Here is a 25,145-nt window from a genome sequence, read left to right as displayed (position 1 = left end):
TTCGGGCAATGATATGGGGCGGCAGGCAACTGCCGCCCTACCCGATGCAGGGGCCCCGCTGGCCATCGAATTGCGTGGCATTTCCAAGGCCTTCGGTCCGGTGCAGGCCAACAAGGACATTTCCATTCAGGTGAAACGTGGCTCGATCCACGGCATCATCGGCGAGAATGGTGCGGGAAAATCGACGCTGATGTCGATCCTCTACGGGTTCTACAAGGCCGACGCGGGCGAGATCCTGATCGGCGGCAAGCTGACCGCCATCCCCGACAGCCAGAGCGCCATCCGCGCCGGCATCGGGATGGTTTTCCAGCATTTCAAGCTGGTGCAGAATTTCACTGTGCTGGAAAACGTGATCCTGGGGGCCGAGGATGGCGGGCTGTTGCGCCCCTCGCTGGCCAAGGCGCGGCGCGTTCTGGCGGATCTGTCGCGCGAATACGGGCTGGACGTGAACCCCGACGCGCTGATCGAGGATCTGTCGGTGGGCCACCAGCAGCGGGTGGAGATTCTCAAGGCGCTGTATCGGCAGGCCGATATTCTTATTCTGGACGAGCCGACCGGCGTGCTGACCCCGGCCGAGGCCGACCATCTGTTCCGCATCCTCAAGGGATTGAAAGATCAGGGCAAGACCATCATCCTGATCACCCACAAACTGCGCGAGATCATGGAGATTACCGATACCGTTTCGGTCATGCGGCGCGGCCAGATGACCGCCACGGTGAAAACGGCGGAAACCAGCCCCGAGCAACTGGCCGAGCTGATGGTGGGCCGCAAGGTGCTGTTGCAGGTCGAAAAGCGCGCGGCGACCCCGGGCAAGGTGGTGCTGGAGGTGGAAAACCTGTCGGTGCGTGACGAAAACAAGGTGGAAAGGCTGAAAGGCGTCAGCCTGACGATCCGCGCGGGCGAAATTCTGGGCATTGCGGGGGTGGCAGGCAACGGGCAGTCGGAACTGCTGGAGGTTCTGGGCGGCATCGCGCGCGGCACCGGCACAATCCGGCTGAACGGGGTGGAACTGGATTTGACCGGCAAACATTCCGACGGGCAAAGCCGCCGTGCGCAGGGCATCGCCCATGTGCCCGAAGACCGGCAGCATCTGGGCATGATCATGGATTTCGCGGCCTGGGAAAACGTCGCCTTCGGCTATCACCACGCGCCGGAATACCAGAAAAACGCCCTGTTCATGGACAATGACGCCTTGCGGGCCGATACCGAGAAAAAAATGGCGCGTTTCGATGTGCGCCCGCCCAACCCCTTGCTGGCGGCCAAGAACTTCTCGGGCGGGAACCAGCAGAAAATCATCGTGGCGCGGGAAATCGAACGCAACCCCGACCTCTTGCTGATCGGCCAGCCCACGCGCGGCGTGGACATCGGGGCCATCGAATTCATCCACAAGCAGATCGTGGCGCTGCGCGACGCGGGCAAGGCGATATTGCTGGTGAGCGTTGAACTGGACGAGATCATGAGCCTGTCAGACCGTATCGCCGTGATGTTCGACGGGCAGATCATGGGCATCCGCGACCCCGCCACAACCGATGAGCGTGACCTGGGCCTGATGATGGCCGGTGTTGCCGGAAAGGCCGCGTGATGGACCGTCTGCCGAAATGGGCCGATGTGGCGCTGGTGCCGCTGATCTCGCTGCTGCTGGCGGCGTTCTTTTCCGCAATGGTGCTGCTGGCCATCGGGCAAAGCCCGGTCGAGGCGTTCAACGTGATGGTGGATGGGGCGCTGGGGTCGGCCTATGGCTGGGGCTATACGCTGTATTACGCCACCAGCTTCATGTTCACCGGGCTGGCGGTGACAGTGGCGTTTCACGCGGGCCTGTTCAACATCGGCGGCGAGGGGCAGGCGCAGATCGGCGGGCTTGGTGTGGCGCTGGTCTGTCTGGCGCTGCCATGGCCGCACTGGACGCTGGCCTTGCTGGCCGCCAGTCTGGGCGCGGCTGCCTTTGGCGCGGCCTGGGCGGCGATACCGGCCTATCTGCAAGCGAAACGCGGCAGCCATATCGTTATCACCACGATCATGTTCAACTATATCGCTGCGGCGGTGATCGTCTATCTGCTGGTCGATGTGCTGCGCCCGGCGGGGCAGATGGACCCTGCGACGGCCCGTTTCCCCGAGGGCGCGAAACTGCCGTCGCTGAGCGACATTCCCGGCCTGCGCGAGCTTTTCCTGCGGGTGGACAGTTCGGGGATGCCGATTCTTGGTGCCGACGGATTGCAGACCTATCAAAACGTCCCCGCCAATGTCACGCTGCTGATCGCGCTGGCCGCCTGCTATGTCGTCTGGCTGCTTTTGTGGCGCACGCGACTGGGCTATCAGATCCGCGCATTTGGCAAATCCGAGGCGGCGGCGAAATACGCGGGCATCAACCCGGTGCGCATCACCATGATTACCATGCTGATTTCCGGCGGGCTGGCGGGGCTGATGAGCATCAACAACGTGATGGGCGAGGCGGAACGGCTGCTGCAAAACTCGTCCGAAGGTGCCGGTTTCATCGGCATCGCGGTAGCGCTGATGGGGCGCAATCACCCGCTGGGGGTGTTTCTGGCGGCGATCCTGTTCGGGTTCCTGTATCAGGGTGGGGCGGAGCTGGGGCTGTGGACATCGATCCCCATTGAATTGCGCATCGTGGTGCAGGGTCTGGTGATCTTGTTCACCGGCGCGCTGGACCAGATGGTGCGGATGCTGCTGCGCTGGGCCTTCAGTTTCCGCACGGCAAGGGTGGCCTGATGGATTACGCGACACTTCTGCAAATTCTTGACTCCACCCTGCGGCTGGCGACGCCGTTGCTGCTGGCCTGCCTTGCGGGCCTGTTTTCAGAGCGGGCCGGCATTTTCGACATCGGGCTTGAGGGCAAGATGCTGATGGCGGCCATGGCTTCGGGTGCCGTGGCGGCGTTGAGCGGCTCTGTCTGGCTGGGGCTTTGTGCGGGCATAGGGGCCTCGCTGGTGCTGGCCGCGCTGCATGGCATCGCCTCGATCACATTCCGCGGCAACCAGTTGATCGCGGGGGTGGCACTGAATTTCGTGGCCTCGGGCGTTACGGTGCTGATCGCACAGCGCATGTTCGGCCAGGGCGGGCGCACCCCGCCGCTGACCGGCGACGCGCGGTTCAACCCGCTGACCCTGCCCTTTGCCGAGGAATTGCGCGGTGTGCCGGTTCTTGGCCCGCTTTACGCCGAGGTGATCTCGGGGCATTCCATTCTGGTCTATCTGGCGCTGGCGCTGGTGCCTTTGTCGTGGTGGGTGCTTTACCGCACGCGGTTTGGTCTGCGGCTGCGGGCCGTGGGTGAAAACCCCGCCTCGGTGGATACGGCGGGCGTGTCTGTGGTGGCGCTGCGCTATGCCGCCGTGGCGATCACCGGGGTGCTGTGCGGTCTGGCGGGGGCCTATATGGCCACGGCGCTGCAGGCCGGTTTCGGGCGCGAGATGACGGCGGGGCGGGGCTATATCGCGCTGGCCGCACTGATATTCGCCAAATGGCGGCCCTGGGCCGCGCTGTGGGCCACGCTGCTGTTCGGCTTCTTTCAGGCGCTGGCGCTTCGGCCCGATGTGGTCGAGGCGGTGCTGCGCTTCAAGGTGCCGGTGCCTGCGCTGGATGCCCTGCCCTATGTGCTGACCGTGCTGGTGCTGGCCGGTTTCGTCGGCAAGGCCATACCGCCCCGCGCGGGCGGCCAGCCCTATGTGAAGGAACGTTGACATGAGCGCCGAAACGCTGGCCGCCCTGATCCGTGAGCGGGCCGGGGATGCCCCGGTCAAACTTGGGCTGATCCTGGGGTCGGGCCTTGGCCATCTGGCCCATGCGGTTGATGGCGTGGCCATTCCCTATGCCGATCTGCCGGGCTTTCCGCATGTGGGCGTGTCGGGGCACAACCCGAACCTCGTGATCGGCGATCTGGAAGGGGTGCGCGTGGCCGTTTTCGGCGCGCGTGAGCATTACTATGAAAACGGCAACCCTTCGGCCATGCGCCTGCCGCTGACGGTGTTGAAGGCGCTGGGGGCGGAATCGCTGATCGCCACCAATGCGGCGGGCAGCCTGCGCCCCGATGTGCGGCCCGGCGATCTGATGCTGCTGAACGATCACATCAATTTCAGCGGGCTGAACCCGCTGATCGGTGAAAAGACCGATGACCGTTTCGTGCCGATGACAGCCGCGCATGACCCAGATCTGCGCACGGCGCTGCTGGCGGCCGCCAAGACGCTGCATATCTTTTTGCCCGAGGGGTGCTATGCGTGGTATTCCGGCCCATCCTTTGAAACACCGGCCGAAATCCGCGCCATCCGCATTCTGGGCGGTGATGCGGTGGGCATGTCCACCGTGCCCGAGGTGATCCTCGCGCGGTTTCTGGGCCTGCGCGTTGCAGCCATTTCCACCGTCACCAACATGGCGGCGGGGATGAGCGACGAACAGATCAGCCATGAACACACCAAGGCCATGGCCCCCATCGGCGCCACGAAACTGGAACGGGTGTTGCGCGAATTCCTGCGCGGGCTGCGATGAATCCCCCAGCCGGGACAAGTGTTTGACAAGCGCTGCCCTGCAGCGTCAGTCTGGGTTCAGCCCGCCTGAAGCCCCGCCAGAACGCTGATCACCCGCCCATGCAGCTTTACCTTCCCATCGCCGAAGTATCGGTCAATGCCTTTCTTTTGCTGGGCCTTGGCGGAATCGTGGGGTTTCTGTCTGGCATGTTCGGCGTGGGTGGCGGGTTTCTGATCACGCCCCTGCTGTTCTTCATCGGCATTCCGCCCGCCGTGGCGGTGGCCACCGGGGCCAATCAGGTGGTGGCCTCATCCGTGTCCGGCGTGCTGGCGCAGATGAAGCGCAAGGCGGTCGATTTCCGCATGGGCGGGGTGCTGCTGGCGGGGGGCATGCTGGGGTCGGGGCTGGGGATATGGGTCTTTGCCCTGCTGACGGCGGCAGGGCAGGTCGATCTGTTCGTGCAGTTGGCCTATGTGCTGTTTCTGGGGCTGGTGGGGGCCTTGATGTTGCAGGAAAGCCTGCGCAGCCTGCGCAGGGCCAACCGCGCCAATGCTCCGATCCGGCGGTCCCACGTGCATCTGTGGGTGCACAAGCTGCCGCTGAAGATGAAATTCCGCGCCTCGGGGCTTTATATCTCGGTGCTGCCACCGATGATGGTGGGGGCGCTGGTGGGGTTTCTGGCGGCCATCATGGGGGTGGGCGGCGGGTTCATCATGGTGCCCGCGATGATCTATCTGCTGGGCATGCCGACCAAGGTGGTCATCGGCACATCGCTGTTCCAGATCATATTCGTCACCGCCTTCACCACGCTGATGCATGCCGTCACCTCGCAGACCGTTGATATGGTGCTGGCGCTGCTTTTGATCCTTGGCGGGGTGATCGGCGCGCAGATGGGCGCGCGTGTGGGGGTGCGGCTGAAGGCGGAACAGCTGCGCATCCTGCTGGCGCTTCTGGTGCTGGCAGTCTGCGGCAAGATCGCGCTTGACCTGCTGCTGCGCCCGTCCGAGCTTTACTCGGTGGGGCCGGGGGTGCTGCCATGATCCGCGCGGCTTTGGCCCTGTGGCTGCTGACCGTGCCCGCCATGGCGCAAGAGGAACGCATCGTCGCGGGCCTCAGCCAGACCAGCGTGGCGATCACGGCGGATTTCAGCGGGTCCGAAATCCTGATCTATGGTGCGGTCAAGCGTGAGGCGGCTGCCCCGGATGAGCCGAAGCTGGAGGTGATAGTAACGGTCGAAGGCCCGTCAACGCCGCTGGTGGTGCGCAAGAAAGAGCGCCGGGCGGGCATCTGGGTGAATGCCGAGGCGGTGAACATCAGCCGGGCTCCCAGCTTTTACGCCATCCACACCACCGGCCCGCTGGATGACATCCTGTCCAACACCGAAAACCTGCGCCAGCGCATCACCATTGCCAGTGCCGTGCGTGCCGTGGGGATCAGCGACGATGCCGAAGAAGCGCCCAGCTTTCTGGACGCGCTACTGCGCATCCGGGCAGCCGAGGGGCGTTATATCCTGAACGAAGGCCAGGTCACGCTCAGCGAAGACACGCTGTTCCGCGCTGATGTGGAATTGCCCGCCAACCTGACCGAGGGCGATTACCGCGTGCGCATCTTCCTGACGCGCGGCGGCATGGTGGTGGATGCGCTGGAACGCAGCATCGGCGTGCAGAAAACCGGCATGGAACGGCTGATCTTCACCATGGCACAGGACAAGCCGCTGCTTTACGGCCTGTTGTCCTTGCTGCTGGCGGTGGGGGCAGGCTGGGGGGCATCGACGGCGTTCCGGCTGGTGCGGCTCTGACCATGGGCGCAGCACCCCTGTGACTGCCGCCTCTTTTCCCTCTTTCCAGACACAAATATCCCACGGGGGGTCCGGGGGGTGTGAAACCCCCCGGCTCCGCCCGCACAATCAGCCCAGCGCCCGCCGTTCCACCCCCGGATAGGCCAGCAGCATCGTCACACCCCGCGCCACGTTCAGAACCATCAGCGCGGCCCAAAGACCGTGGTTGCCCATCAGCGGCACGAAGGCCAGCAGCGCCACCGCATAGATCGCCACCGACACCATGATGGTCAGCATCATCGCCCGTGTCTGCGTGGCACCGATGAACACCCCGTCAAGGATCCAGCTGGTCACGCCGATCAGCGGGGCCGCGACCAGCCAGGGCAGATACAGCCGCGCCTCGGCGCGCACCCCGGCATCCGTGGCCATCAGGTCGATGATCGCTGGCCCTGCCAGCGCGAACACCAGCGCCAGCAGCAGCGCGCCCCCGGCCCCCCATTGCCCCAGCATCACCGATGACCGCCGCACCCCCGCCACCGACCGCGCCCCCACCGCCTGCCCCACCAGCGCCTCGGCGGCAAAGGCGAAACCATCCAGCGCATAGGCCGACACCTCCAGAAACTGCAACAGCACCTGGTTGGCGGCCAGCGTCACATCGCCAAAGCCCGCGCCGTAAAAGATGAAGGTGGTGAAACAGGCCTGCAACAGCACTGATCGCACCATGATGTCCCGGTTCACCCCGATCATCAGCCGCAGCGCCGCCCGATCAGCCAGCCGCGCCCGCGCCGCCCCCAACACCGGGCCAAAGGCATCGCGGCACAGCCACAGCCCCAGCGCAAGCCCTGTCCATTCGGCAATCAGCGTGGCGGCGGCGACACCCGGCACGCCCCAGCCCAGGCCCAGCACGAACCACAGATCCAGCGCGATATTCAGCCCGTTCATCCACAATTGCAGCCACAGGATGCCGCGCATCCGCTCCAGCGCCACCAGCCAGCCGGTGATTGCATAAAGCGCGATGGTGGCAGGCGCACCCCAGAGGCGGATCGACAGGTATTGCCGGGCCAGCCCCTCCACCTCGGCACTGGCTGGGGCCAGTGCAAAGGCCCCGGCCATCATCGGGGCTTGCAGCACCACGAACAGCAGCCCTGCCACCCCGCCGATGATCAGCGCGCGCAGCAATATGGCCGAACGTTCTGCCAGATCGCCCGCGCCATGCGCCTGCGCGGCCAGCCCCGATGTGCCCATGCGCAGAAAGCTGAAAATCCAGTAAACGGTGGCCAGCACCACAGCCCCCAGCCCGACGGCCCCGATGGGTGCAGCCAGCCCCAGCTGCCCCACCACCCCGGTATCCACCGCGCCCAGCAGCGGCACCGTGGCATTCGACAGCACGATGGGCACCGCCATGCGCAGGATGCGTCGGTGCGTGATGGCCCTGGCCGTCGCGTCGGGTTCAGGCTTTGGTGGAGGCATCGCGTTCCGGCATCAGGAAATGCCCGGTGGCCTGCGCGAACAGCCGGCTGCGGTTGTCCTGCCAGGCCTCGACATGCACCGAAGCATAGCGGCGGCCCGAACGGTTGACCCGCGCGCGTGCATAGGCATCGCGCGGCAGACCGGCGCGCAGGTAATCCACGGTGAAATCAATGGTCTTGGGCAGGCGCGGCAAGGTGCCTGCGGCCGGGTCGATGCGGCCTTGTTCCATGTCTTCCCACAGGGTTGACCAGCTCAGCTCGATGATCGCCGCCACCTCAAGAAACGCCGCGGTGGCACCGCCATGCAGGGCAGGGAGAATCGGGTTGCCGATCAGGCTTTCGGTGAACGGCAGGATTGCGGTCAGCTCGTCCCCCCGCCGGTCGAACTGGATGCCAAGGAATGCGATATAGGGCACGCCACCCACCAGCGCGCGCAAGGCGGCATCGCGGCGCTGCTTGATCACCTGCACGGGTTCGGGGCGGGGGCGGATCATGTGGTGCCTCCCTTGGCGGCGGGGCGTTCTACGGTAAAGGCCCCCGTGGCCGTGGCGACGGGGCGCGATTCGTCATCATCGGTCGCCGTCACGCGGATGAAGGCCACCGAACGGGTGACATGATAGCATTCGGCCCGCGCCGTGATGCGCTGGCCGGGGGTCGCCGGGCGCATGTAGTCAATGCGCAAATCCAGCGTGGCGGTGCTGCCCGGGCGCGTCGGATGCACCATCACGGCGGTGCCGGAGGCGGTATCCATCAGCGCCGATACCGCGCCGCCGTGAATCACTCCTGTCGCCGGATCACCGATGAACCGCGCGTCATAGGCCATGGACACCTGCGCCCGCCCGTCACCGATACTGTCCAGTTCCATCCCCAGCGCGCGGCAATGCGGCAGTGCATTCACGAACTGGCGGGCGCGGGTCTCGGTATCACTCATGGCGTCCTCGGCGGGGCGGGGGTGGCAGGTCAGCGCATTAACCGCCGTTCCACCTGGGGCCGCAAGGGGCAAACAACCGGAACGATTGCGCGCTTTGCCCGTTGGCCCTAACCTGATGACAAGGGAGATGCGCCATGCCAGACACCATGCTGACCTTCAAGGAAATGTGCGCGAAGTTCGACGTGACCCCGCGCACGCTGCGCTATTACGAATACATCGAACTGCTGCAACCGCAGAAGGAAGGCCGCGCGCGGTTCTATGGCGCGCGTGAGGTGGCCCGGCTGACGCTTATCCTGCGGGGCCGCCGGTTTGGCTTTTCGCTGGAGGAAATCCGCCAATGGCTGCTGATCTACCAGCAAAAGGGCAACAAGACCCAGCTTGAAGCCTGGATCGGGATGGCCGACCGGCAGCTGGCCGAACTGACCCGCCAGCAGGCCGAGCTGGAGGTGACGATCGCCGATCTGCGGGCCCTGCGCGATACGGCAGCCGCGCAGATCTGATCCGGCGGCCCGCAGACTGCCTGCAAAATCCCGCCGATCCACCTTACAAAACTGACATAACGTCAGCGGTTTTCTGACGTGACGTTACATTTACGTTAACGTCAACTGATCTAGTAAGCTCTGCGCAAGGGAACCATCTGCTGCGGCATGAATTGCCCTGAGGATGATCCTGCGAGAGAGACGATGACCAACGATGTAATGTCCATCAGCGAGATGTGCGCGGCCTTTGATGTAACACCCCGCACCCTGCGCTTTTACGAGTCGAAGGAACTGTTGTTCCCGATACGCCAAGGCACCAAGCGCCTGTTTACCCGGCGCGACCGTGCGCGGCTGAAGCTGATCCTGCGCGGCAAGCGTTTTGGCTTCAGTCTGGAAGACATCCGGCAATTGCTGGATCTGTATGACCGCGATGGCAGCCAGGAGGTGCAGCTTATCCGCACCTACGAGATTGCCCGCAAACGTCTGGCCCAGATGGAGGCGCAGCGCGCCGAACTGGACGAGGCGATTGCAGAACTGAAAGACCAGCTGGCCTGGGGTGAATCGGCGATTGCCGGGTTCCGCAAGGCCGCCGAATAAAGACAGGGAGAGACCGAGAATGCCCAGCTACACCGCCCCCGTGAAGGACATGCAATTCATCCTGCACAATGTCCTGAAAGTGACCGAAACCGGCATCCCCGGCTATGAGGATCTGGACGAAGGCTTCACTGCGGCGGTGCTGGAAGAAGCGGGCAAGATTGCGCGTGACGTGCTGGCGCCGCTGAACGTGTCGGGCGACCGCGAGGGCTGCCGGCTTGAAAACGGCGTGGTCCGCACGCCATCGGGCTTTGCCGAGGCGTTCGCCGCGATGAAAGAGGGCGGCTGGACGGCGCTCGACTGTGACCCGGAATATGGTGGCCAGGGCCTGCCCTATGTGGCGGCGACCGCGGTGGGCGAGATGTTCATTTCCGCCAACATGGCCTTCAACATGTATCAGGGCCTGACGCATGGCGCCTATTCGGCGATCCACGCCCATGGCACGGCGGAACAGAAATCCACCTATCTGCCAAAAATGGTTGCCTGCGACTGGACCGGCACGATGAACCTGACCGAGCCGCATGCCGGCACCGATCTGGGCATGATGCGCACCAAGGCCGAGCCGCAGGGCGACGGCAGCTACCGCATCACGGGGCAGAAGATCTTCATTTCGGCCGGCGAGCATGATCTGGCGGAAAACATCATCCACCTGGTGCTGGCCAAGGCCCCGGGCGGGGGTGAGGGCACCAAGGGCATCAGCCTGTTCATCGTGCCGAAGTATCTGGTGAATGCGGACGGCAGCCTTGGCGACCGCAACGCCCTGTCGGTCGGCAAGATCGAGGAAAAGATGGGCATCCACGGCAATGCCACCTGTGTCATGAATTATGACGGCGCTGTTGGCTGGCTGCTGGGCGAGGAACACAAGGGCATGCGCGCCATGTTCACCATGATGAACGAGGCGCGGCTGGGCGTGGGCCTGCAAGGCTATGCGGTGGCCGAGGCCGCCTATCAGAATGCCGTGGCCTATGCCCGCGACCGCCTGCAAGGCCGCGCCGTGACCGGCACCGAAAACCCCGGCGGACCCGCCGACCCGCTGATCGTGCATCCCGACATCCGCCGCAACCTGATGGATCAGAAAAGCTTTGTCGAAGGCGCCCGCGCTTTCACCTTCTGGGGCGCGCATCTGATCGACCGTTCCGTGCGGCAGGGCGATCAGGCCGCCGAGGGCATGATTTCGCTGCTGACCCCGGTGATCAAGGGCTTCCTGACCGACAAGGGTTTTGACACGGCGGTGGCCGCGCAGCAGGTGTTCGGCGGGCATGGCTATATCGAGGAATGGGGCATGAGCCAGTTTGCCCGCGACGCCCGCATCACCCAGATCTATGAAGGGGCCAACGGCATTCAGGCGCTTGATCTGGTGGGCCGCAAGCTGACGCAGGACGGCGGCAAGCATGTGCTGGCCTTCTTTGCCATGGTGAAGGATTTCATCAAGGAAAACGAAGGTGACGCCCGGCTGAAACCCGGCTTCCTTGACCCGCTGAAGAAGGCGTCAAAGGATGTTCAGGCGGCGGGCATGTATTTCATGCAGGCCGGGATGAAGAACCCGAATGCAGCCCTGGCCGGGTCGTATGATTTCATGCACATGATGGGCCATGTCTGCCTGGGTCTGATGTGGGCGCGCATGGCCAAGGCTGCGATGGCGGCACTGGACGAGGGTGCCAGCGACCGCGATTATTACGAGGCCAAGATTGCGACGGGCCGCTACTACATGGCCCGGCAACTGCCCGCCACCGCCATGCATCTGGCCCGGATCGAAACCGGGGCCGAGCCGGTGATGGCGCTGCCGGCCGAGGCGTTCTGAGGGGCGAAAGGCCGGGCGGCTGAGGATTTTTCGCACGAAAAATCTGTGCTGCCCGGCGCCGCGGATTAAGGGGGAGACAATGTCGTTTCAGGCCTATCTGGACAATGTGCATGCCAAAACCGGCAAGTCGCCAGAGGATCTGAAGGCGCTGGCGGCGCAAAAGGGCCTGCTGGAGCCTTTGGCCAAGGCGACCGTCATCACCGACTGGCTGAAGGCCGACTTCGGCCTTGGCCATGGCCATGCGATGGCGATCCATGCTTACTTCAAGGGCAAACGCGACTGATCCCGCATCCGCCCCGCAGAGGAGCCTACCCGTGCCCAAACGCTTTCGCCTGACCCGCCGCTTTCCCATCGCCATGACCGAAGACGGCTACCGCCGCCTTAAAACCTTCGCCCATGAGGCTGGGCTGGACGAGGGCGAGGCGGTGTCGTTCATCTTTGAAAACTACAGCAGCGTGATCCACCACGACAACCTGACCCACCGGCTGCGCCTGTTCAATTCGGAACTGGACGCCCGCAAGAAATGAGCGCCCCATGCGCAGTCCCGGACAAGCCGGGCCCGGATCAGCCGGGAAACGGGAGATGACGATGGCGAAACTTTACTGCTTTGGCGAATCGGGCAATGCCTACAAGGCGGCGCTGACCCTGACGCTGGCCGACATGGAATGGGAGCCGGTCTTTGTCGATTTCTTCAACGGCGAGACCCGCACCCCGGAATTCCGCGCGCTGAACCCGATGGGCGAGGTGCCGGTATTCACCGATGGCGATCTGGTGCTGACGCAATCGGGGGTGATCCAGGATTATGTGTCCTCCAAAACCGGCAAGCTGGGCGGGCGTTCGGCAGCGGAACGGCGCGACGTGCTGCGCTGGGTGTTCTGGGACAATCACAAACTGTCGTCGCAGGCGGGCATGACCCGGTTCCTGATGAACTTCCTGCCCGAAGACAAGCGCCCCGAAGGCGTGATCCCCTTCATGCATGGCCGTCTGAAAGCCGCCTATACCGTGCTGAACGACCATCTGGCGGGGCGCAACTGGATGGTGGGCGACCAGATCACCATCGCTGACACCGCCTGCTGCGGCTACCTTTACTACCCCGAACCGTTTGGTTTCGCCCGCGCCGACTGGCCGCATATCGACAGCTGGCTTGACCGGATTTCCGCCCTGCCCGGCTGGGCGCACCCCTATGACATGATGCCCGGCAATCCGAGTGACCGGGCGTAAACTGAGAGAAAATGCTCGTGCATGAGCCCCCAGACCAAAGTGTGCGACACTCAAACCTGGCAATTCACAAAGGAGAAAGCCATGAGTGACGCATATGTAACCGAACGGATGTATCGCACAATTTCCCATCTCACATTGGGTTTAGAAGAAATGCGAGTGCGCTTGCCGAAGGCCTACGACGATGGTTTCAAGACTATTGCTGTAGAAGAAGTTCGTTCAATTTCTTCCGATTTGGCGGTTCGGTTTGGCGACTTGAAGGAAAAGTTGAGCATGAACCGGCATGAAGGGATGAGTTGGGCAGAGTTGAGTGTAGCTGACTTGTCTGACCTCGATCTCGTAAAAACAGCAGAAGAGATATTGGACATCCACGCAATCGCGTCCGACATCATCGAAATGAAGAGGCTCCAGAAATGACCGACGCTTACATCTACGACGCCGTGCGCAGCCCGCGTGGCAAGGGCCGCCCCGATGGCAGCCTGCATGAACTGACCGCCGTGGCGCTGTCGGCCAAGATCCTGAACGCGGTGAAGGAACGCAACGCGCTGGACGGGCACGCGGTGGAGGATGTGATCTGGGGCAACGTGACCCAGGTGGGCGAACAGGGCGGCTGCCTTGCCCGCACCGCGGTGCTGGCATCTGACCTTGACCAGTCGATACCGGGTCTGGCCATCAACCGGTTCTGCGCGTCGGGGATGGAGGCGGTGAACATCGCCGCCAACCAGATCCGCGGCGGGGCGGGCATGGCCTATATCGCCGGGGGCGTGGAAATGATGGGCCGCGTGGCCATGGGGTCGGACGGCGCGGCGATTGCCGTTGACCCGGCGCTGGCGATGAAGACCTATTTCGTGCCCCAGGGCATTTCGGCCGACATCATCGCCACCGAATACGGTTTTACCCGTGATGATGCCGATCAACTGGCGATGGAAAGCCAGCGTCGCGCCGCCGAGGCATGGAAGGACAACCGCTTTGCCCGGTCTGTCATCACCATTCGCGACCAGAACGGCCTGCCGATCCTTGCCACCGACGAATACATGCGCCCCGGCACCGACATGCAGGCACTGGGGGCGCTGAAACCGGCCTTCAAGGACATGGGCGAACAGATGCCCGGTTTCGACAAGATCGCGCTGCTGAAATACCCGCATCTGGAACGGATCGAACATATCCACCATGCGGGCAACTCCAGCGGCATCGTCGATGGCGCCGCCGCCGTGCTGATCGGCAACAAGGAATTCGGCGAGAAGTTTGGCCTGAAACCCCGCGCCCGCATTCGCGCAACCGCGAAAATCGGCACTGATCCCACCATCATGCTGACAGGCCCCGTGCCGGTCACGCAGAAAATCCTGGCCGACAGCGGCATGGGCATTTCCGACATCGACCTGTTCGAGGTGAACGAGGCCTTTGCGTCGGTCGTGCTGCGGTTCCAGCAGGCGTTCAATGTCGATCCGGCGCGGGTCAACGTGAATGGCGGGTCGATCGCCATGGGGCATCCCTTGGGCGCCACCGGGGCCATCATCATCGGCACGCTGCTGGATGAACTGGAACGTTCGGGCAAGGGCGTGGGTCTGGCCACGCTTTGCATCGCCAGCGGCATGGGGGCCGCCACCATTATCGAGCGGCTGTGATGCCGAAACTTGACCTCGCGCTTGTGCCGGTGAAAACTGGCTCGATCTACCCCGAGCCCTATGCGGCGATGGTCAAGGGCCGCTCCAGCCTCAGGCTGGGCGAGGCCGGGGGGCTGACGCAGTTCGGCGTCAATCTGGTGACGCTGGAGCCAGGGGCGATGTCGTCGCTGCGCCACTGGCACCGGCACGAGGATGAGTTCGTCATGATCACCGAGGGCGAATGCGTGATGGTGCAGGATGCGGGCGAAACCCTGATGCGTGCGGGTGATTGCGCGGCCTTTCCGGCGGGTTCGACCGATGGCCATCATTTCCTGAACCGCACCGACCGGCCCGCGCGGTTTCTGGTCGTGGGCACCAAGGCCCCGGCCGAGGTGGCCACCTATTCCGATGTCGATCTGATGGTGCATATCGGCGGCGGTGCTGCCCGCTTCACCTACAAGGATGGCAGCGACTGGGATGGCCCCCGATGATCCTGCGCGGGACCGAGACCGCTTTTGTGCCGCGCGATGCGGATCAGGCCGCCAGCATGGGCGCGCTTGACCGGCAAGACCTGTCGGGTGCGGGCGGGCTGACGCAGTTCGGCGTGTTTGTCGAGGTGCTGTATCCCGGCGCGCGGTCGTCGGACCGGCACTGGCACAGCATGGAAGATGAGCTGGTCTACATGATCGCCGGTGAAGCCACGGTGATCGACGATACCGGCCCCTGGCCCCTGCGTGCCGGTCAGGCGGTGTGCTGGCCCGCGGGCGTCGCCAATGCGCATCATCTGGTGAACCGGGGCACGGCCCCCTGCACCTGTCTGGTCGCGGGAATGCGGCTGCGCGACGATGTGGTGCACTACCCCGACATTGGCCGCACACAGCGCGAGCTGGGCGACAACTGGCAGGTGGAGGATGCCTCGGGCCATGTGCTGCGCGGTGGCCCGCTGCCCGATCATCTGCGGCTGGCCCGCCGCCTGCCGCTGCCGGAACAGGGACGCGCGCCGCTGCCGCCGCTGGTGCTGGCCTGGGTGGCAGAGCCCGACCCGGTGCATCCCGTGCTGGGGGGCGGCGCTGGCCCCTACAGCCATGCCGTCATCGGCGACCCCGGCGGGCTGACGCAGTTCGGCGCGCATCTGGAGGTTTTGCCGCCCGGATCGCGAGCCGGCTTTCGCCACTGGCACGAGACGGAGGACGAAATGGTTTATCTCCTGTCCGGCGATCTGGTGCTGGTCGAGGACACCGAATCCATCCTGCGCCCCGGCGATGCCGCCTGCTGGCCAGCGGCCACACCCGTGGGCCACAGCCTTGAAAACCGCGGCACAACCGATGCCAGCTATCTGACCATCGGCACCCGCAACCGCACCGACACTATCCATTACCCCGATCACGACCTCATCACCCACAAGGACGGCCCGGCCCGGCGCTATACCCGCCGCGATGGCTCGCCTGCCCCAAGGAGCGCGACATGACCGATTTCACCCTGACCACCGATGCCGACGGCGTAGCCACGATCACCTGGGACGTGCCCGGCAAATCCATGAACGTGATGTCACTGGCGGGCTTTGCCGAGCTGAACGGGCTGATGGATCAGGCGCTGGCCGATGCGGGCGTGAAGGGCATCATCCTGACCTCGGGGAAGAAGGATTTCGCGGGCGGGATGGACCTTAACGTCATCGCCAAGATGAAGGATGACGGCGGCGCGCAGGGCATCTTTGATGGCGTGATGATGATGCACGGCGTCATGCGCAAGATCGAACGCGCCGGGATGGATGCGAAAACCCTGAAAGGCGGCAAACCCGTGGTCGCCGCCCTGCCCGGCACGGCCCTTGGCATCGGGCTGGAACTGCCGCTTTCGTGCCACCGCATCATCGCGGCGGACAACCCCAAGGCCAAGATCGGCCTGCCCGAAATCATGGTCGGCATCTTTCCCGGTGCGGGCGGCACAACCCGTCTGGTGCGCAAACTTGGCGCGATGATCGCCGCCCCCTTCCTGCTGGAGGGCAAGCTGAGTGATCCGAAAGCCGCGAAACTGGCCGGGATCGTGGATGAGGTGGTGGCCCCCGAAGACCTGCTGGCCCGGGCAAAGGAATGGATTCTGGCGGCGAAAGACACCGATCTGGTAAAGCCGTGGGATCAGAAAGGCTACAAGATGCCCGGCGGCGCGCCCTATCACCCGGCAGGCTTCATGACCTTTGTGGGCGCCTCGGCCATGGTGCATGGCAAGACGATGGGGGTCTACCCCGCCGCCAAGGCGCTGCTTTCGGCGGTCTATGAGGGTGCGCTGGTGCCCTTTGACACCGCCCTGAAGATCGAGGCGCGCTGGTTCACCTCGGTGCTGATGAACCCGTCATCCGGCGCGATGATCCGCAGCCTGTTCATCAACAAGGAGGCGCTGGACAAGGGCGCGGTGCGCCCCGAGGCGCCCGATCAGTCGGTGCAAAAGGTGGGCATCATCGGCGCGGGCATGATGGGCGCGGGCATCGCCTATGTCAGTGCCAATGCGGGCATCGAGGTGGTGCTGATCGACGCGGCGCAAGAGGCCGCCGACAAGGGCAAGGGCTATTCCGAGGGCCTGCTCGACAAGGGCATGCAGCGAAAGAAGGTGACGGCCGAAAAGAAGGCCGAGGTTCTGGCCCGCATCACCGCCACCACCGATTACGCCGCACTGGCGGGCTGCGACCTGATCGTCGAGGCGGTGTTCGAGGATATGGCGGTCAAGGCCGATGTCACCCGCAAGGTTGAAGAGGCGGTAGGCCCCGACTGCATCTTTGCCACCAACACCTCCACCCTGCCGATCAGCGATCTGGCCCGCGCCAGTCAGCGCCCCGACCAGTTCATCGGCATCCATTTCTTCAGCCCGGTCGACAAGATGATGCTGGTGGAAATCATCCGGGGGCAACAGACCGGCGACCGCGCCGTGGCCAAGGCGCTGGATTTCGTGCGCCAGATCCGCAAGACGCCCATCGTGGTGAATGACGCACGCTTCTTCTATGCCAACCGCTGCATCATCCCCTATATCAACGAAGGCATCCGCATGGTAGCCGAAGGCGTGGAACCCGCGCTGATCGAGAATGCGGCGAAACTGGTGGGCATGCCGCTTGGGCCGCTGCAACTGGTCGATGAAACCTCGATCGACCTGGGGGTCAAGATCGCCAAGGCCACCCGCGCCGCGATGGGCGACGCCTATCCCGATGGCGCGGTTGACAAGGTGTTGTTCGCGATGGCAGATCAGGGCCGTCTGGGCAAAAAGGCCAATGCCGGTTTCTATGCCTATGACGCTGCGGGCAAACGGCTGGGCCTGTGGGACGGTCTGGCAGCGGCCTGGCCGGCAGCCAAGGCGCAGCCCGATCTGGCCGAAGTGCAGCACCGCCTGCTGTTCGCGCAGGTGCTGGAGGCCGTGCGCGCGCTGGAAGACGGCGTGCTGATGGACATCCGCGAGGGCGATGTGGGGGCCATTCTGGGCTGGGGCTTTGCGCCATGGTCGGGCGGGCCTTTGTCCTGGCTTGACATGATCGGGGCACCCCGCGCCGTGGAAATCTGCGATGCGCTGGCCGAGACGCATGGCGCGCGCTTTGCCGCCCCCGCCCTGCTGCGCGACATGTCGGCCAAGGGGCAGCAGTTCTACACCCGCTTTGCCCCCCAGCCCAAGGCCGCCTGAGGCCGCCATGGCCCGCCCCCGTGGGGCGGGTCATCCGCGTGGGGCTACGGCGTCGTCAAAGCGGTAGCGAAACCGCGCCACATCCTCGGCGCACAGATCCGCCAGCAGGGCCGCATCGGCGTCGGAATAGTAGCCGCGCCAATCGGCCACCCGGGCGGATTCGTTCACCCGCGCCAGCGGCGTCAGGCGGAAACCCAGATGCGTCTCGAACGGGGCCAGATCGGTCTCCAGATGCTCCAACCGCAGGAACAGGCTGGCGCGCTCGGCCCCGTGCCGGTCGCGCAGATAGGCGGCGGCAGGCCACAGCCGCAGCGAGGTCTGGGTCTGCGGATGGTTCAGGAACCCGGAAAACCCCTGTGATTTGGCCAGCCCCACCGCCGGATGCGCGAAACTCTGCGCCCGCAGCCAGTGGTAATAGCTGACCGCCCGGTCCCATGGGTTGCGCACCAGCGCCAGCGTGAAGAAATCGGCCACCTCGGCGTCGCTGACCAGCCCCGAAATATCGGCCAGGGTCGAATGCTTCCACAGCCGCCCCTGCGCCTTGACCCCCTTCAACCGCCCGCGCCGCGCCCGGGCCTTGGGCGTGTCGCCAATCAGAATGTCGTCCTTCATCGCCCGCGCCTCCAGCGCAAGGCTCAGCGCCGTGCCACCTGTCTTGGGGATATGCACGAAAATGAACCGCCGCCCGCGCGAGATGATCATGAACCGGAGTCTCCGCGTTTCTTGCTGGCCCAAATATCCCCGCCGGAGGCCTCTGCGGCCTGCGTTGCGTGCCTCCGGCGGGGATATTTAAGCCAGCAAGAATACATGCCGCTACACCCGGTTCGGCGGGTCGCGCCCATCGAAAAAGGCGATGATATTCTCCAGCGCCATCAGACCCATCGCCTCGCGCACCTCCAGCGCCGCCGTGCCCAGATGCGGCAGCAGCACCACGTTTTCCAAGGCGATCAAATCGGCGGGCACCTTTGGTTCGAATTCATAGACATCGAGACCCGCCCCCGCGATGCGGCCCGCCTGCAAAGTGGCAATCAGCGCGGCCTCGTCCACCACATCGCCACGGCTGATGTTCACGAAAATGCCAGTGGGTCGCATCTTGCCCAGCACCTCGGCATTGATCATGTGGTGGGTGGCGGGGCTGCCGGGCACGGCGACCACGACGAAATCGGCGGCCATCGCCTCGGCCAGATCGACTTGCCGGGACGGCAGGCCGGGGTCGGCGACGGGCGAGCGGTTGTAGAACACCACTTCCATGCCAAAGCCATAATGGCAACGCCGCGCAATCGCCTTGCCGATCCGCCCCATGCCGATCACGCCCAGCCTTTTGCCCGTCACATGCTGGCCCAGCATCTGCACCGGGGCCCAGCCGTGCCACTGGCCCGCGCGCAACAGCCGCTCACCCTCGCCCGCCCGCCGCGCGGTCATCAGGATCAGTGTCAGCGCGATGTCGGCGGTGGCATCGGTCACTGCGCCCGGCGTGTTGGTCACGACCAGCCCCGCAGCCTGCGCCGCGCCAGCGTCGATGTGATTGTAGCCCACCCCGAAATTGGCAAGGATCTTTGCGCGCGGCCGCGGCACATCGGCAAAGACATCGGCGCGGAACAGGTCGCCCAGCGTGGGCAGCACCGCGTCATGGTCGCGCAGCGCGGCGCGCAATTCATCGGCATCCACCGGTGTTGTATTGTCGCGCAACGTCACATCAAACCGCGCGCGAGCGGCCTGCAGCACCTTTTCAGGCAGGCGGCGCGTGATCAACAGCTTTTCCATCAGAACATCCTTCCCCCATCCGGCACGGCATGGCCCGGCCCGATCAACACAACCTCGCCGTCCGCGTCCGGCACGCCCAGCACCAGCACCTCGGACAGCACCTTGCCGATCTGGCGCGGCGGAAAGTTCACCACGGCCAGCACCTGCAGCCCCACCAGCCCTTCGGGCGAGTAATGCCGGGTGATCTGCGCCGATGACCGTTTCTCGCCGATGTCACCGCCGAAATCGACCCAGAGTTTTATCGCGGGCTTTCGCGCCTCGGGGAAAGGTTCGGCGCGGGTGATTGTGCCCACACGGATATCCACCTGCATGAAATCGTCATGGCTGATCATTTGCCCAGCTCCCGCCCCCGGTCTGCCGCCGCCTTGACCGCGCGGCGCAGCAGGGCGGTCAAGCCGGTGTCCGCGTCCATCAGCACCGCCAGCGCCGCCGCCGTGGTGCCGCCGGGCGAGGTGACGTTGATGCGCAACTGGCTGGCGCTTTCCGGGGCACGATGCGCCAGTTCGCCCGCCCCTGTCACCGTCGCGCGGGCCAATTGCATGGCAAGGGGGCCCGACAGGCCTTCGGCCTCGCCCGCCGCCGCCAGCGCCTCGATCAGGTGGAACACATAGGCCGGGCCAGAGCCTGACACGGCGGTGACGGCATCCATCTGATGCTCACCCTCCAGCCGCACCACCTGGCCCACGGCGGCCAACAGCGCCTCGGCCAGTTCCAGATGCGCGGATGTCGCCAGCGCATTGCCGGTGATGGCCGTCATGCCGCGGCCCACAGCCGCCGGCGTGTTGGGCATGGCACGGATCACCGGCGTGCCCGTGCCCAGCATCTGCTCATAGGTCGCAATGGTGGTGCCCGCCGCGATCGACAGGAACAGCGTGGCCCCCCCGCCATAACCCGCCAGCGTTGGCAGCGCCGCAGCCATCATTTGCGGCTTGACCGCAATCAGCACGATGGCCGGGGCGTCAGGCAGCGCCGCGTTGAGGTGCACACCCTGCGCTGCCAGCCAGTCCGAAGGATGCGGATCATTCACCCAGACCGACGCTGCCGGCAGCCCTTGTGCCAGCCAGCCCTGCAACATGGCCGAGCCCATCTTGCCGCAGCCCAGCAGCACCAGCCCGCGTGCCTTTACCTGATCCAGAACCATCGCTTCCCCCGGTCACATTCCGGGGGCAGGTTAGGCCCGCCCGTAAGCCTCTGCAATCGCAACCTTCATGGCATCGGCAGGCGTGTGTTCGGCCCAGGCGACCATCTGGAACGCCGGATAGAACCGTTCCGAGGCCATCACCGCCGAGGAAATCAGCCGGTCGATCTGCTCCGGCCCCGCCACCTGCCCGCCCGCCAGCACAAGGCCATAGCGCCAGACCATCAGCTTCTGTTCCGCCCACCAGGTAAAGGCGCCGGTCCAGACCATGTCGTTGCAACGGTTCAGCACATCGTAAAGATCGCCGATCCGATGTTCCGGCGGCTCCATCTCGAAGGTGCAGATCAGCCGCAGCGTTTCATCCTGCGCTGACCAGGCGAGGGTAAGGGAATAGGTGCGCCACTGCCCCTCGACCGCCATGGCGATCTGGTCATCGGTCACGCGGTCAAACTCCCATTCATGGTGTTCGGCCAGCGTTTCCACTATATCTATGGGGTGGATTTCATCGGATGCGTAGGTTTCGGAAAACGACATCGCCTGGCCTCTTCATGAAGCCTCCCGTGAGCCTGGACCCACAAGAGGCTGGGTGTCTGGCAAGTAGCAGCGTTGCCGGATGCTGCCCTTACTAGATATTGTGAGGCGAGGGGGGAACCCTGTAAAGCACTTTCTTGGTGAAACTTCTGTGGACAAGTGTGGCTGTGGCGTGTGTGGCTGTGGCGTGACTGTGGCGTGACAGCAGATTTTGCAGGGTTTGACAGCAGATGTTGCAGCAGATGGGTTTTCCGCAGCGTCGCCTTAAACGAAGGTTAAAAGGGGGCCAATCACGGCCCTTCAACTTGCCATCTGCCGCAAAGGCGGCGTGACCGAGCTCGGTTAGGGTGGAGCCTGCAGCGAGCTTGTGAAGGTGAGGCACTCCCTGTGTGTCGAAGGCTCAGACGCTTGCCCAAGCTTCCGATCTACTCGGTCGCGCCAGTCAGTAACTTCGACGCGTCGGCATCTTCCTTGGACTGGTCAGGCTCAGGGTGACGCACAAACTTGGTCTTGCCGGGCTTCTGCAGCCCCGCCGCGGACAATAATGCCCGGTTCTGCGTTCTTGCAGTGTCCAGCACATAATCCCATTCAACAGCTTCGATCGTGACGCCCGCGAATTTCCCGCCGAGCCTGCGCTGACGCCCACGCTCGTTATAAATTGGATCCCAACCTGACACTTCGTCTCCGAGCCGACCGAGAAAGTCCGCGACAACCAGGCAGTGAAACTGACAATCCTTCGAAACCTTGATCCGACGCCGACCAAAGCTCTCGACCTGGCTGTTCATAATCGCCGCAGCGTACTTTCTCACTTGGTCTTCGATGCGTTCATCTTTGCCGTAGTTTTCACGACCTGGGTGCTTCAGCTCTACTATGAACACTTCGGAAAGCGCGCGAGCGTCGTCCACTTCACCAATCCCACCCACCTCGTCGACTGCGCCAAGGCTAAATCCTACGTCCCACAAGACAATGTCGGGCCGATCCTCAAGTTCACTGCCGATTACAAACTCTCGCAGCGGCAGGTCAGAGGCAAAAGAAGACGTGAAAGCCAAGCGTTCGTCTACGATCCACAAATCATGACCCGCGCTTTCCCATTTGCCAGGATCAGTACCAATTCGTCGCATTGGTACAAGTAGTGAGTGCAATGTCTTCTCCAAGTGATAGACGTCCTCGCCTTGGCTCTTGCTCTTTCTGACACGTCGGATCAGTTGATCAAGGAGATCTAGAACCACTCGCCGACGTGCTGCATGGTGAGCAAGAGAGGTCCGCTCGTTCTCTTGGACAGCCCCCGCTGCCTCGATCACTATCTTTGAGAAGTCTTCAGGAATTTGCTTGCCAGAAACGAGCGCGTTGACCAGGTTTGTCAGGACAGTCTCGCGGTTCTTTTCTGCTCGCATCCGCGGCACGACCAGTGCCTGAGCATACGCCTCTGGTGTGGTGGCGCCAACCGGGAGGCTGGTAAAGATTTCATCGGTATCGCCATAGGCAAAAATTGGCTGCTCTCTCAAGAACGCCTGAAAGGTTGCGCGACGCATGTCGTCGAACTTTTTTACCTGATCTGCGATAAAGTTCTTTCGCGCGTCAGTCACAACGGCTTTCACAATCGCTTTCAGCTCATCTTCAGGTATCGTGAAGGCTGTCCGACTCTCTGTCGTCCGCTGATCAAGAAAGTCTCCCTGAACAATCAGGTGGAGCGTTAGCCCCTGCGCACCTTCGTGCTCGAGCTGGCTGATACCGAGTAGATCGTCTACCTTCCGAGACTGAATCGTCCGGCCATTGCCGAGGAGATGGACTTGGTGTTTTCCGTCCAGTCCACGGCTTGCCTTGGCGTCGCAAAGAAATCCCTTCACGGTAAGGTTCTCTCCGCTGGGCAACTCTATAGGGCCAAGTGGCTCTGGTCCGACGATGACCAGCTGCGACACTGCACTCGGATAAAATACCTCCACCGGCTTACCTGCCACAGCACTGAGTGTCAGTTTAATTTGGGGAGAGTTCCCGCTGAGAAACGGAGCAATGAACTCAGCTGCAAGATAGTTTTTGAGGGTCTCAGCCGTTTTAGAGAAGTGCTCTTTGTATGGCCCGAGGGACAATCCTTCGAAGCGAACCATTGTACCAGTCTCTTCGGGTCGCCAAGCAAGTTTTGGTGCCTTGTCAACGATCTGTTCAACATCAGTCAGGCGAAAGTCAAATGCCCGCTGTTTGAAACCGCCCTCGTCTCGGTACTGACTTTCAACCTCGATTTTCCTGAATGCGTCGAGCCAGTATAGGCGCCCCACACCCTTGCCACCGCGATCCTTCTTGAACTCGGTGTCGATCTGGCAGAATGCTTCAAAGCGAAGTGGGTCGAGACCGATGCCGCGATCCAGAACAGCAATCTCAACATTGTCGCCTCCTAACCCGGTGATGCTGATTTCGATGGTTCCGTCGCGTACATCGCCCAACTCTAGGTCTTCTACCGCCATGACCGCGTTGCTGACCGCTTCGAAAAACGGCTGCAAGGCTTGTGCCTGGTTTGCTGGCTTCATCAGCTTCCGGATACGATTTTTGAGGTTTTCGTTCAATGTGGTCATGAGGAATCTCTTTCATCCAAGCTCGACAGTCTATCGCCAAGGGGTCGAGAGTCACTCCCTCCAATGTGTGGCTACGCCATTTTCAGTCGATGGTCGCGTCCTAAATTCTTCCTCACACCTCCCCCCTCAGCATGCGCCACGCGCTAGCCGCAGCCAGGGGGACCACACCGTTACCGGCTGCAGCGGATCGGTCCAGCCAGGTGGCCAGCCCATCACCCAGTCGCTGAACGCAGGGTTTGAGCTCAGGGTGCCGTCTGAGTGCTTCTCCCCATTCAGCAAAACCACCCGGCAGCGGTGGGAAGAGCGGGGGCGCTGCGGCGTCCAGCCCGCAGCCGTCATCAGATCCCACATCAGCGTCCAGGCCAGGGCCGCATTCTTCAGCGCCACCTGTTTGCCCGTCTGGTTCCGGTCGGTGCGGAAGGAGATCCCTGCCGGGCTCAGCGTCACGCAGGCCCGGTTGCCCGAGCCCTTGAAGGTCGGCGTGGGCCAGTAGGAACAGCCTTTCGCGGGTATGCGGCCCACCGACTTCCGCCGCTGATACGAGGCACGCTGCAACGCGGTAGCCCATTGCCTGAAGGTCTCCGGCGACGATGTCGAGACCGAGGGACAGATGCCCGGGTACGTTCTCGAGGAAGACGAAGGGGGGTGCGGCCTCGGCGACGATCCGGGCGACATCGGGCCAGAGGTGGCGGGGGTCGTCGGCTCCACGGCGGTTTCCGCAAAGGCTGAAGGGCTGGCAGGGATAACCGGCAGTGACGATATGAACGCGGCCGCGCCACGGGCGGCCGTCGAAGGATCGCAGATCGTCCCAGACAGGAGCCGCAGCCAGGGACGCGTCTGCCATCCGCGCCACGAGAGTGGCTGCGGCGAAACTGTTTCGCTCGACATGACATACAGTGCGGTATCCGGGCACTGCGATGTGCAGGCCGAGATCAAGGCCTCCGACACCGGCGCAAAGGCTGATGCCGCGAAAATCGTCATGTCTTTGGGGGGAATGAAGAGCCACACGCGCGTTCCTCGACGGCGCTGGCGCGCTCGGGCGGGGGGCTCGTCTGTGGCCTCAGGTGATTGAAGGCCCGGCAGCGCGGGCATTTGACCGAGACCCTACCACGCAGGGCCTGCGGTTCCATCTTGAATAG

General features: G+C 63.7%; 28 protein-coding genes and 1 pseudogene. 17 read left to right on the top strand and 12 right to left on the bottom strand.

Annotated elements, in window-relative coordinates; genetic code table 11:
• Window positions 1-13 precede the first annotated feature (13 nt).
• The 6 genes from GEU84_RS11780 to GEU84_RS11755 all read left to right on the top strand — a co-directional run bounded on the left by GEU84_RS11780 (window position 14) and on the right by GEU84_RS11755 (window position 6,274).
• Window positions 14-1,582, top strand: a complete 1,569-nt coding sequence (locus GEU84_RS11780) for an ABC transporter ATP-binding protein (RefSeq protein WP_152825826.1) — start codon at window positions 14-16, stop codon at window positions 1,580-1,582.
• A complete protein-coding gene (locus GEU84_RS11775; protein WP_152825824.1) occupies window positions 1,582-2,727 on the top strand; it encodes an ABC transporter permease in 1,146 nt (381 codons plus the stop codon). Before GEU84_RS11780 ends, GEU84_RS11775 begins: the two co-directional genes overlap by 1 nt.
• A complete protein-coding gene (locus GEU84_RS11770) occupies window positions 2,727-3,695 on the top strand; it encodes an ABC transporter permease (protein ID WP_152825604.1) in 969 nt (322 codons plus the stop codon). Before GEU84_RS11775 ends, GEU84_RS11770 begins: the two co-directional genes overlap by 1 nt.
• A 1-nt stretch (window position 3,696) precedes the next feature.
• Window positions 3,697-4,497: a purine-nucleoside phosphorylase gene (locus GEU84_RS11765; protein WP_152825602.1), complete on the top strand. Its 801-nt coding sequence runs from the start codon at window positions 3,697-3,699 to the stop codon at window positions 4,495-4,497.
• Window positions 4,498-4,595: 98 nt separating this feature from the next.
• Entirely contained in the window at window positions 4,596-5,516 is a 921-nt protein-coding gene (locus tag GEU84_RS11760) for a sulfite exporter TauE/SafE family protein (RefSeq protein ID WP_152825600.1), read from the top strand.
• Complete coding sequence (locus GEU84_RS11755; protein WP_152825598.1) at window positions 5,513-6,274, top strand: TIGR02186 family protein; 762 nt, start codon at window positions 5,513-5,515, stop codon at window positions 6,272-6,274. Before GEU84_RS11760 ends, GEU84_RS11755 begins: the two co-directional genes overlap by 4 nt.
• A 108-nt stretch (window positions 6,275-6,382) precedes the next feature.
• Here the strand turns inward: GEU84_RS11755 and GEU84_RS11750 are convergent, their stop codons facing one another.
• From GEU84_RS11750 to GEU84_RS11740, 3 genes are read right to left on the bottom strand one after another with little or no spacing between them, the layout of a single operon-like run.
• Window positions 6,383-7,657 (bottom strand): MATE family efflux transporter, encoded by a 1,275-nt coding sequence (locus GEU84_RS11750; RefSeq protein WP_241427661.1) that lies wholly within the window; start codon window positions 7,655-7,657, stop codon window positions 6,383-6,385.
• Between the two features lie 46 nt (window positions 7,658-7,703).
• Window positions 7,704-8,216, bottom strand: a complete 513-nt coding sequence (locus GEU84_RS11745) for a PaaI family thioesterase (protein WP_152825594.1) — start codon at window positions 8,214-8,216, stop codon at window positions 7,704-7,706.
• Window positions 8,213-8,653 (bottom strand): PaaI family thioesterase, encoded by a 441-nt coding sequence (locus GEU84_RS11740; protein WP_152825592.1) that lies wholly within the window; start codon window positions 8,651-8,653, stop codon window positions 8,213-8,215. The genes GEU84_RS11745 and GEU84_RS11740 overlap by 4 nt, the downstream gene beginning before the upstream one ends.
• Before the next feature lie 134 nt (window positions 8,654-8,787).
• On the opposite strand from GEU84_RS11740, the gene GEU84_RS11735 reads away from it, so the two are divergent.
• From GEU84_RS11735 to GEU84_RS11685, 11 genes are all read left to right on the top strand, one after another.
• Window positions 8,788-9,153, top strand: coding sequence for a MerR family transcriptional regulator (locus GEU84_RS11735; RefSeq protein ID WP_152825590.1), 366 nt, complete (start codon window positions 8,788-8,790; stop codon window positions 9,151-9,153).
• Window positions 9,154-9,336: 183 nt separating this feature from the next.
• The gene (locus GEU84_RS11730) at window positions 9,337-9,729 is read left to right on the top strand and encodes a MerR family transcriptional regulator (protein ID WP_152825588.1); all 393 of its coding nucleotides are present in this window, start codon (window positions 9,337-9,339) and stop codon (window positions 9,727-9,729) included.
• A gap of 19 nt (window positions 9,730-9,748) precedes the next feature.
• Window positions 9,749-11,527 (top strand): acyl-CoA dehydrogenase C-terminal domain-containing protein, encoded by a 1,779-nt coding sequence (locus GEU84_RS11725; protein ID WP_152825586.1) that lies wholly within the window; start codon window positions 9,749-9,751, stop codon window positions 11,525-11,527.
• A 79-nt stretch (window positions 11,528-11,606) separates the two neighbouring features.
• Window positions 11,607-11,810, top strand: a complete 204-nt coding sequence (locus GEU84_RS11720; RefSeq protein ID WP_152825584.1) for a DUF4287 domain-containing protein — start codon at window positions 11,607-11,609, stop codon at window positions 11,808-11,810.
• 31 nt (window positions 11,811-11,841) lie between these two features.
• Window positions 11,842-12,054 carry a hypothetical protein gene (locus tag GEU84_RS11715; protein ID WP_174539824.1) on the top strand — a complete coding sequence of 71 codons (213 nt, stop codon included), beginning with the start codon at window positions 11,842-11,844 and terminating at the stop codon, window positions 12,052-12,054.
• Between the two features lie 55 nt (window positions 12,055-12,109).
• A complete protein-coding gene (locus tag GEU84_RS11710; protein ID WP_152825580.1) occupies window positions 12,110-12,748 on the top strand; it encodes a glutathione S-transferase family protein in 639 nt (212 codons plus the stop codon).
• A gap of 81 nt (window positions 12,749-12,829) precedes the next feature.
• Window positions 12,830-13,162 carry a hypothetical protein gene (locus tag GEU84_RS11705; protein WP_152825579.1) on the top strand — a complete coding sequence of 111 codons (333 nt, stop codon included), beginning with the start codon at window positions 12,830-12,832 and terminating at the stop codon, window positions 13,160-13,162.
• Window positions 13,159-14,370, top strand: a complete 1,212-nt coding sequence (locus GEU84_RS11700; protein WP_152825576.1) for an acetyl-CoA C-acetyltransferase — start codon at window positions 13,159-13,161, stop codon at window positions 14,368-14,370. Before GEU84_RS11705 ends, GEU84_RS11700 begins: the two co-directional genes overlap by 4 nt.
• A complete protein-coding gene (locus GEU84_RS11695) occupies window positions 14,370-14,840 on the top strand; it encodes a cupin domain-containing protein (protein WP_152825574.1) in 471 nt (156 codons plus the stop codon). Before GEU84_RS11700 ends, GEU84_RS11695 begins: the two co-directional genes overlap by 1 nt.
• Window positions 14,837-15,817: a cupin domain-containing protein gene (locus tag GEU84_RS11690; RefSeq protein ID WP_152825572.1), complete on the top strand. Its 981-nt coding sequence runs from the start codon at window positions 14,837-14,839 to the stop codon at window positions 15,815-15,817. Before GEU84_RS11695 ends, GEU84_RS11690 begins: the two co-directional genes overlap by 4 nt.
• Entirely contained in the window at window positions 15,814-18,006 is a 2,193-nt protein-coding gene (locus GEU84_RS11685; RefSeq protein ID WP_152825570.1) for an FAD-dependent oxidoreductase, read from the top strand. Before GEU84_RS11690 ends, GEU84_RS11685 begins: the two co-directional genes overlap by 4 nt.
• A 30-nt stretch (window positions 18,007-18,036) precedes the next feature.
• On the opposite strand, the gene GEU84_RS11680 is transcribed toward GEU84_RS11685, so the two are convergent.
• The 9 genes and pseudogenes from GEU84_RS11680 to GEU84_RS21530 form a co-directional block, all read right to left on the bottom strand.
• Window positions 18,037-18,708: a sulfotransferase family 2 domain-containing protein gene (locus GEU84_RS11680; RefSeq protein WP_152825569.1), complete on the bottom strand. Its 672-nt coding sequence runs from the start codon at window positions 18,706-18,708 to the stop codon at window positions 18,037-18,039.
• A gap of 111 nt (window positions 18,709-18,819) precedes the next feature.
• Window positions 18,820-19,770, bottom strand: a complete 951-nt coding sequence (locus GEU84_RS11675) for a 2-hydroxyacid dehydrogenase (RefSeq protein ID WP_152825567.1) — start codon at window positions 19,768-19,770, stop codon at window positions 18,820-18,822.
• Complete coding sequence (locus tag GEU84_RS11670) at window positions 19,770-20,102, bottom strand: tRNA-binding protein (protein WP_152825565.1); 333 nt, start codon at window positions 20,100-20,102, stop codon at window positions 19,770-19,772. The genes GEU84_RS11675 and GEU84_RS11670 overlap by 1 nt, the downstream gene beginning before the upstream one ends.
• The gene (gene proC, locus GEU84_RS11665; RefSeq protein WP_152825563.1) at window positions 20,099-20,911 is read right to left on the bottom strand and encodes a pyrroline-5-carboxylate reductase; all 813 of its coding nucleotides are present in this window, start codon (window positions 20,909-20,911) and stop codon (window positions 20,099-20,101) included. Before proC ends, GEU84_RS11670 begins: the two co-directional genes overlap by 4 nt.
• 30 nt (window positions 20,912-20,941) lie before the next feature.
• A complete protein-coding gene (locus tag GEU84_RS11660) occupies window positions 20,942-21,442 on the bottom strand; it encodes a type III secretion system chaperone family protein (protein WP_152825561.1) in 501 nt (166 codons plus the stop codon).
• A 422-nt stretch (window positions 21,443-21,864) separates the two neighbouring features.
• A complete protein-coding gene (locus GEU84_RS11655) occupies window positions 21,865-24,006 on the bottom strand; it encodes an ATP-binding protein (RefSeq protein ID WP_152825559.1) in 2,142 nt (713 codons plus the stop codon).
• 126 nt (window positions 24,007-24,132) lie between these two features.
• On the bottom strand, window positions 24,133-24,528 hold the full coding sequence (locus tag GEU84_RS21450; RefSeq protein WP_338144793.1) for a hypothetical protein: 396 nt from the start codon (window positions 24,526-24,528) through the stop codon (window positions 24,133-24,135).
• A gap of 19 nt (window positions 24,529-24,547) precedes the next feature.
• Window positions 24,548-24,919: pseudogene (locus tag GEU84_RS21445) on the bottom strand (DNA cytosine methyltransferase); the annotation flags it as partial.
• Window positions 24,920-24,983: 64 nt separating this feature from the next.
• The gene (locus tag GEU84_RS21530) at window positions 24,984-25,136 is read right to left on the bottom strand and encodes a hypothetical protein (protein ID WP_420899283.1); all 153 of its coding nucleotides are present in this window, start codon (window positions 25,134-25,136) and stop codon (window positions 24,984-24,986) included.
• Between the last annotated feature and the right edge of the window lie 9 nt (window positions 25,137-25,145).

The sequence above is a fragment of the Fertoeibacter niger genome (assembly GCF_009380135.2).
GTDB lineage: Bacteria > Pseudomonadota > Alphaproteobacteria > Rhodobacterales > Rhodobacteraceae > Fertoeibacter > Fertoeibacter niger.
This window is presented reverse-complemented; position numbering and strand designations above follow the sequence as displayed.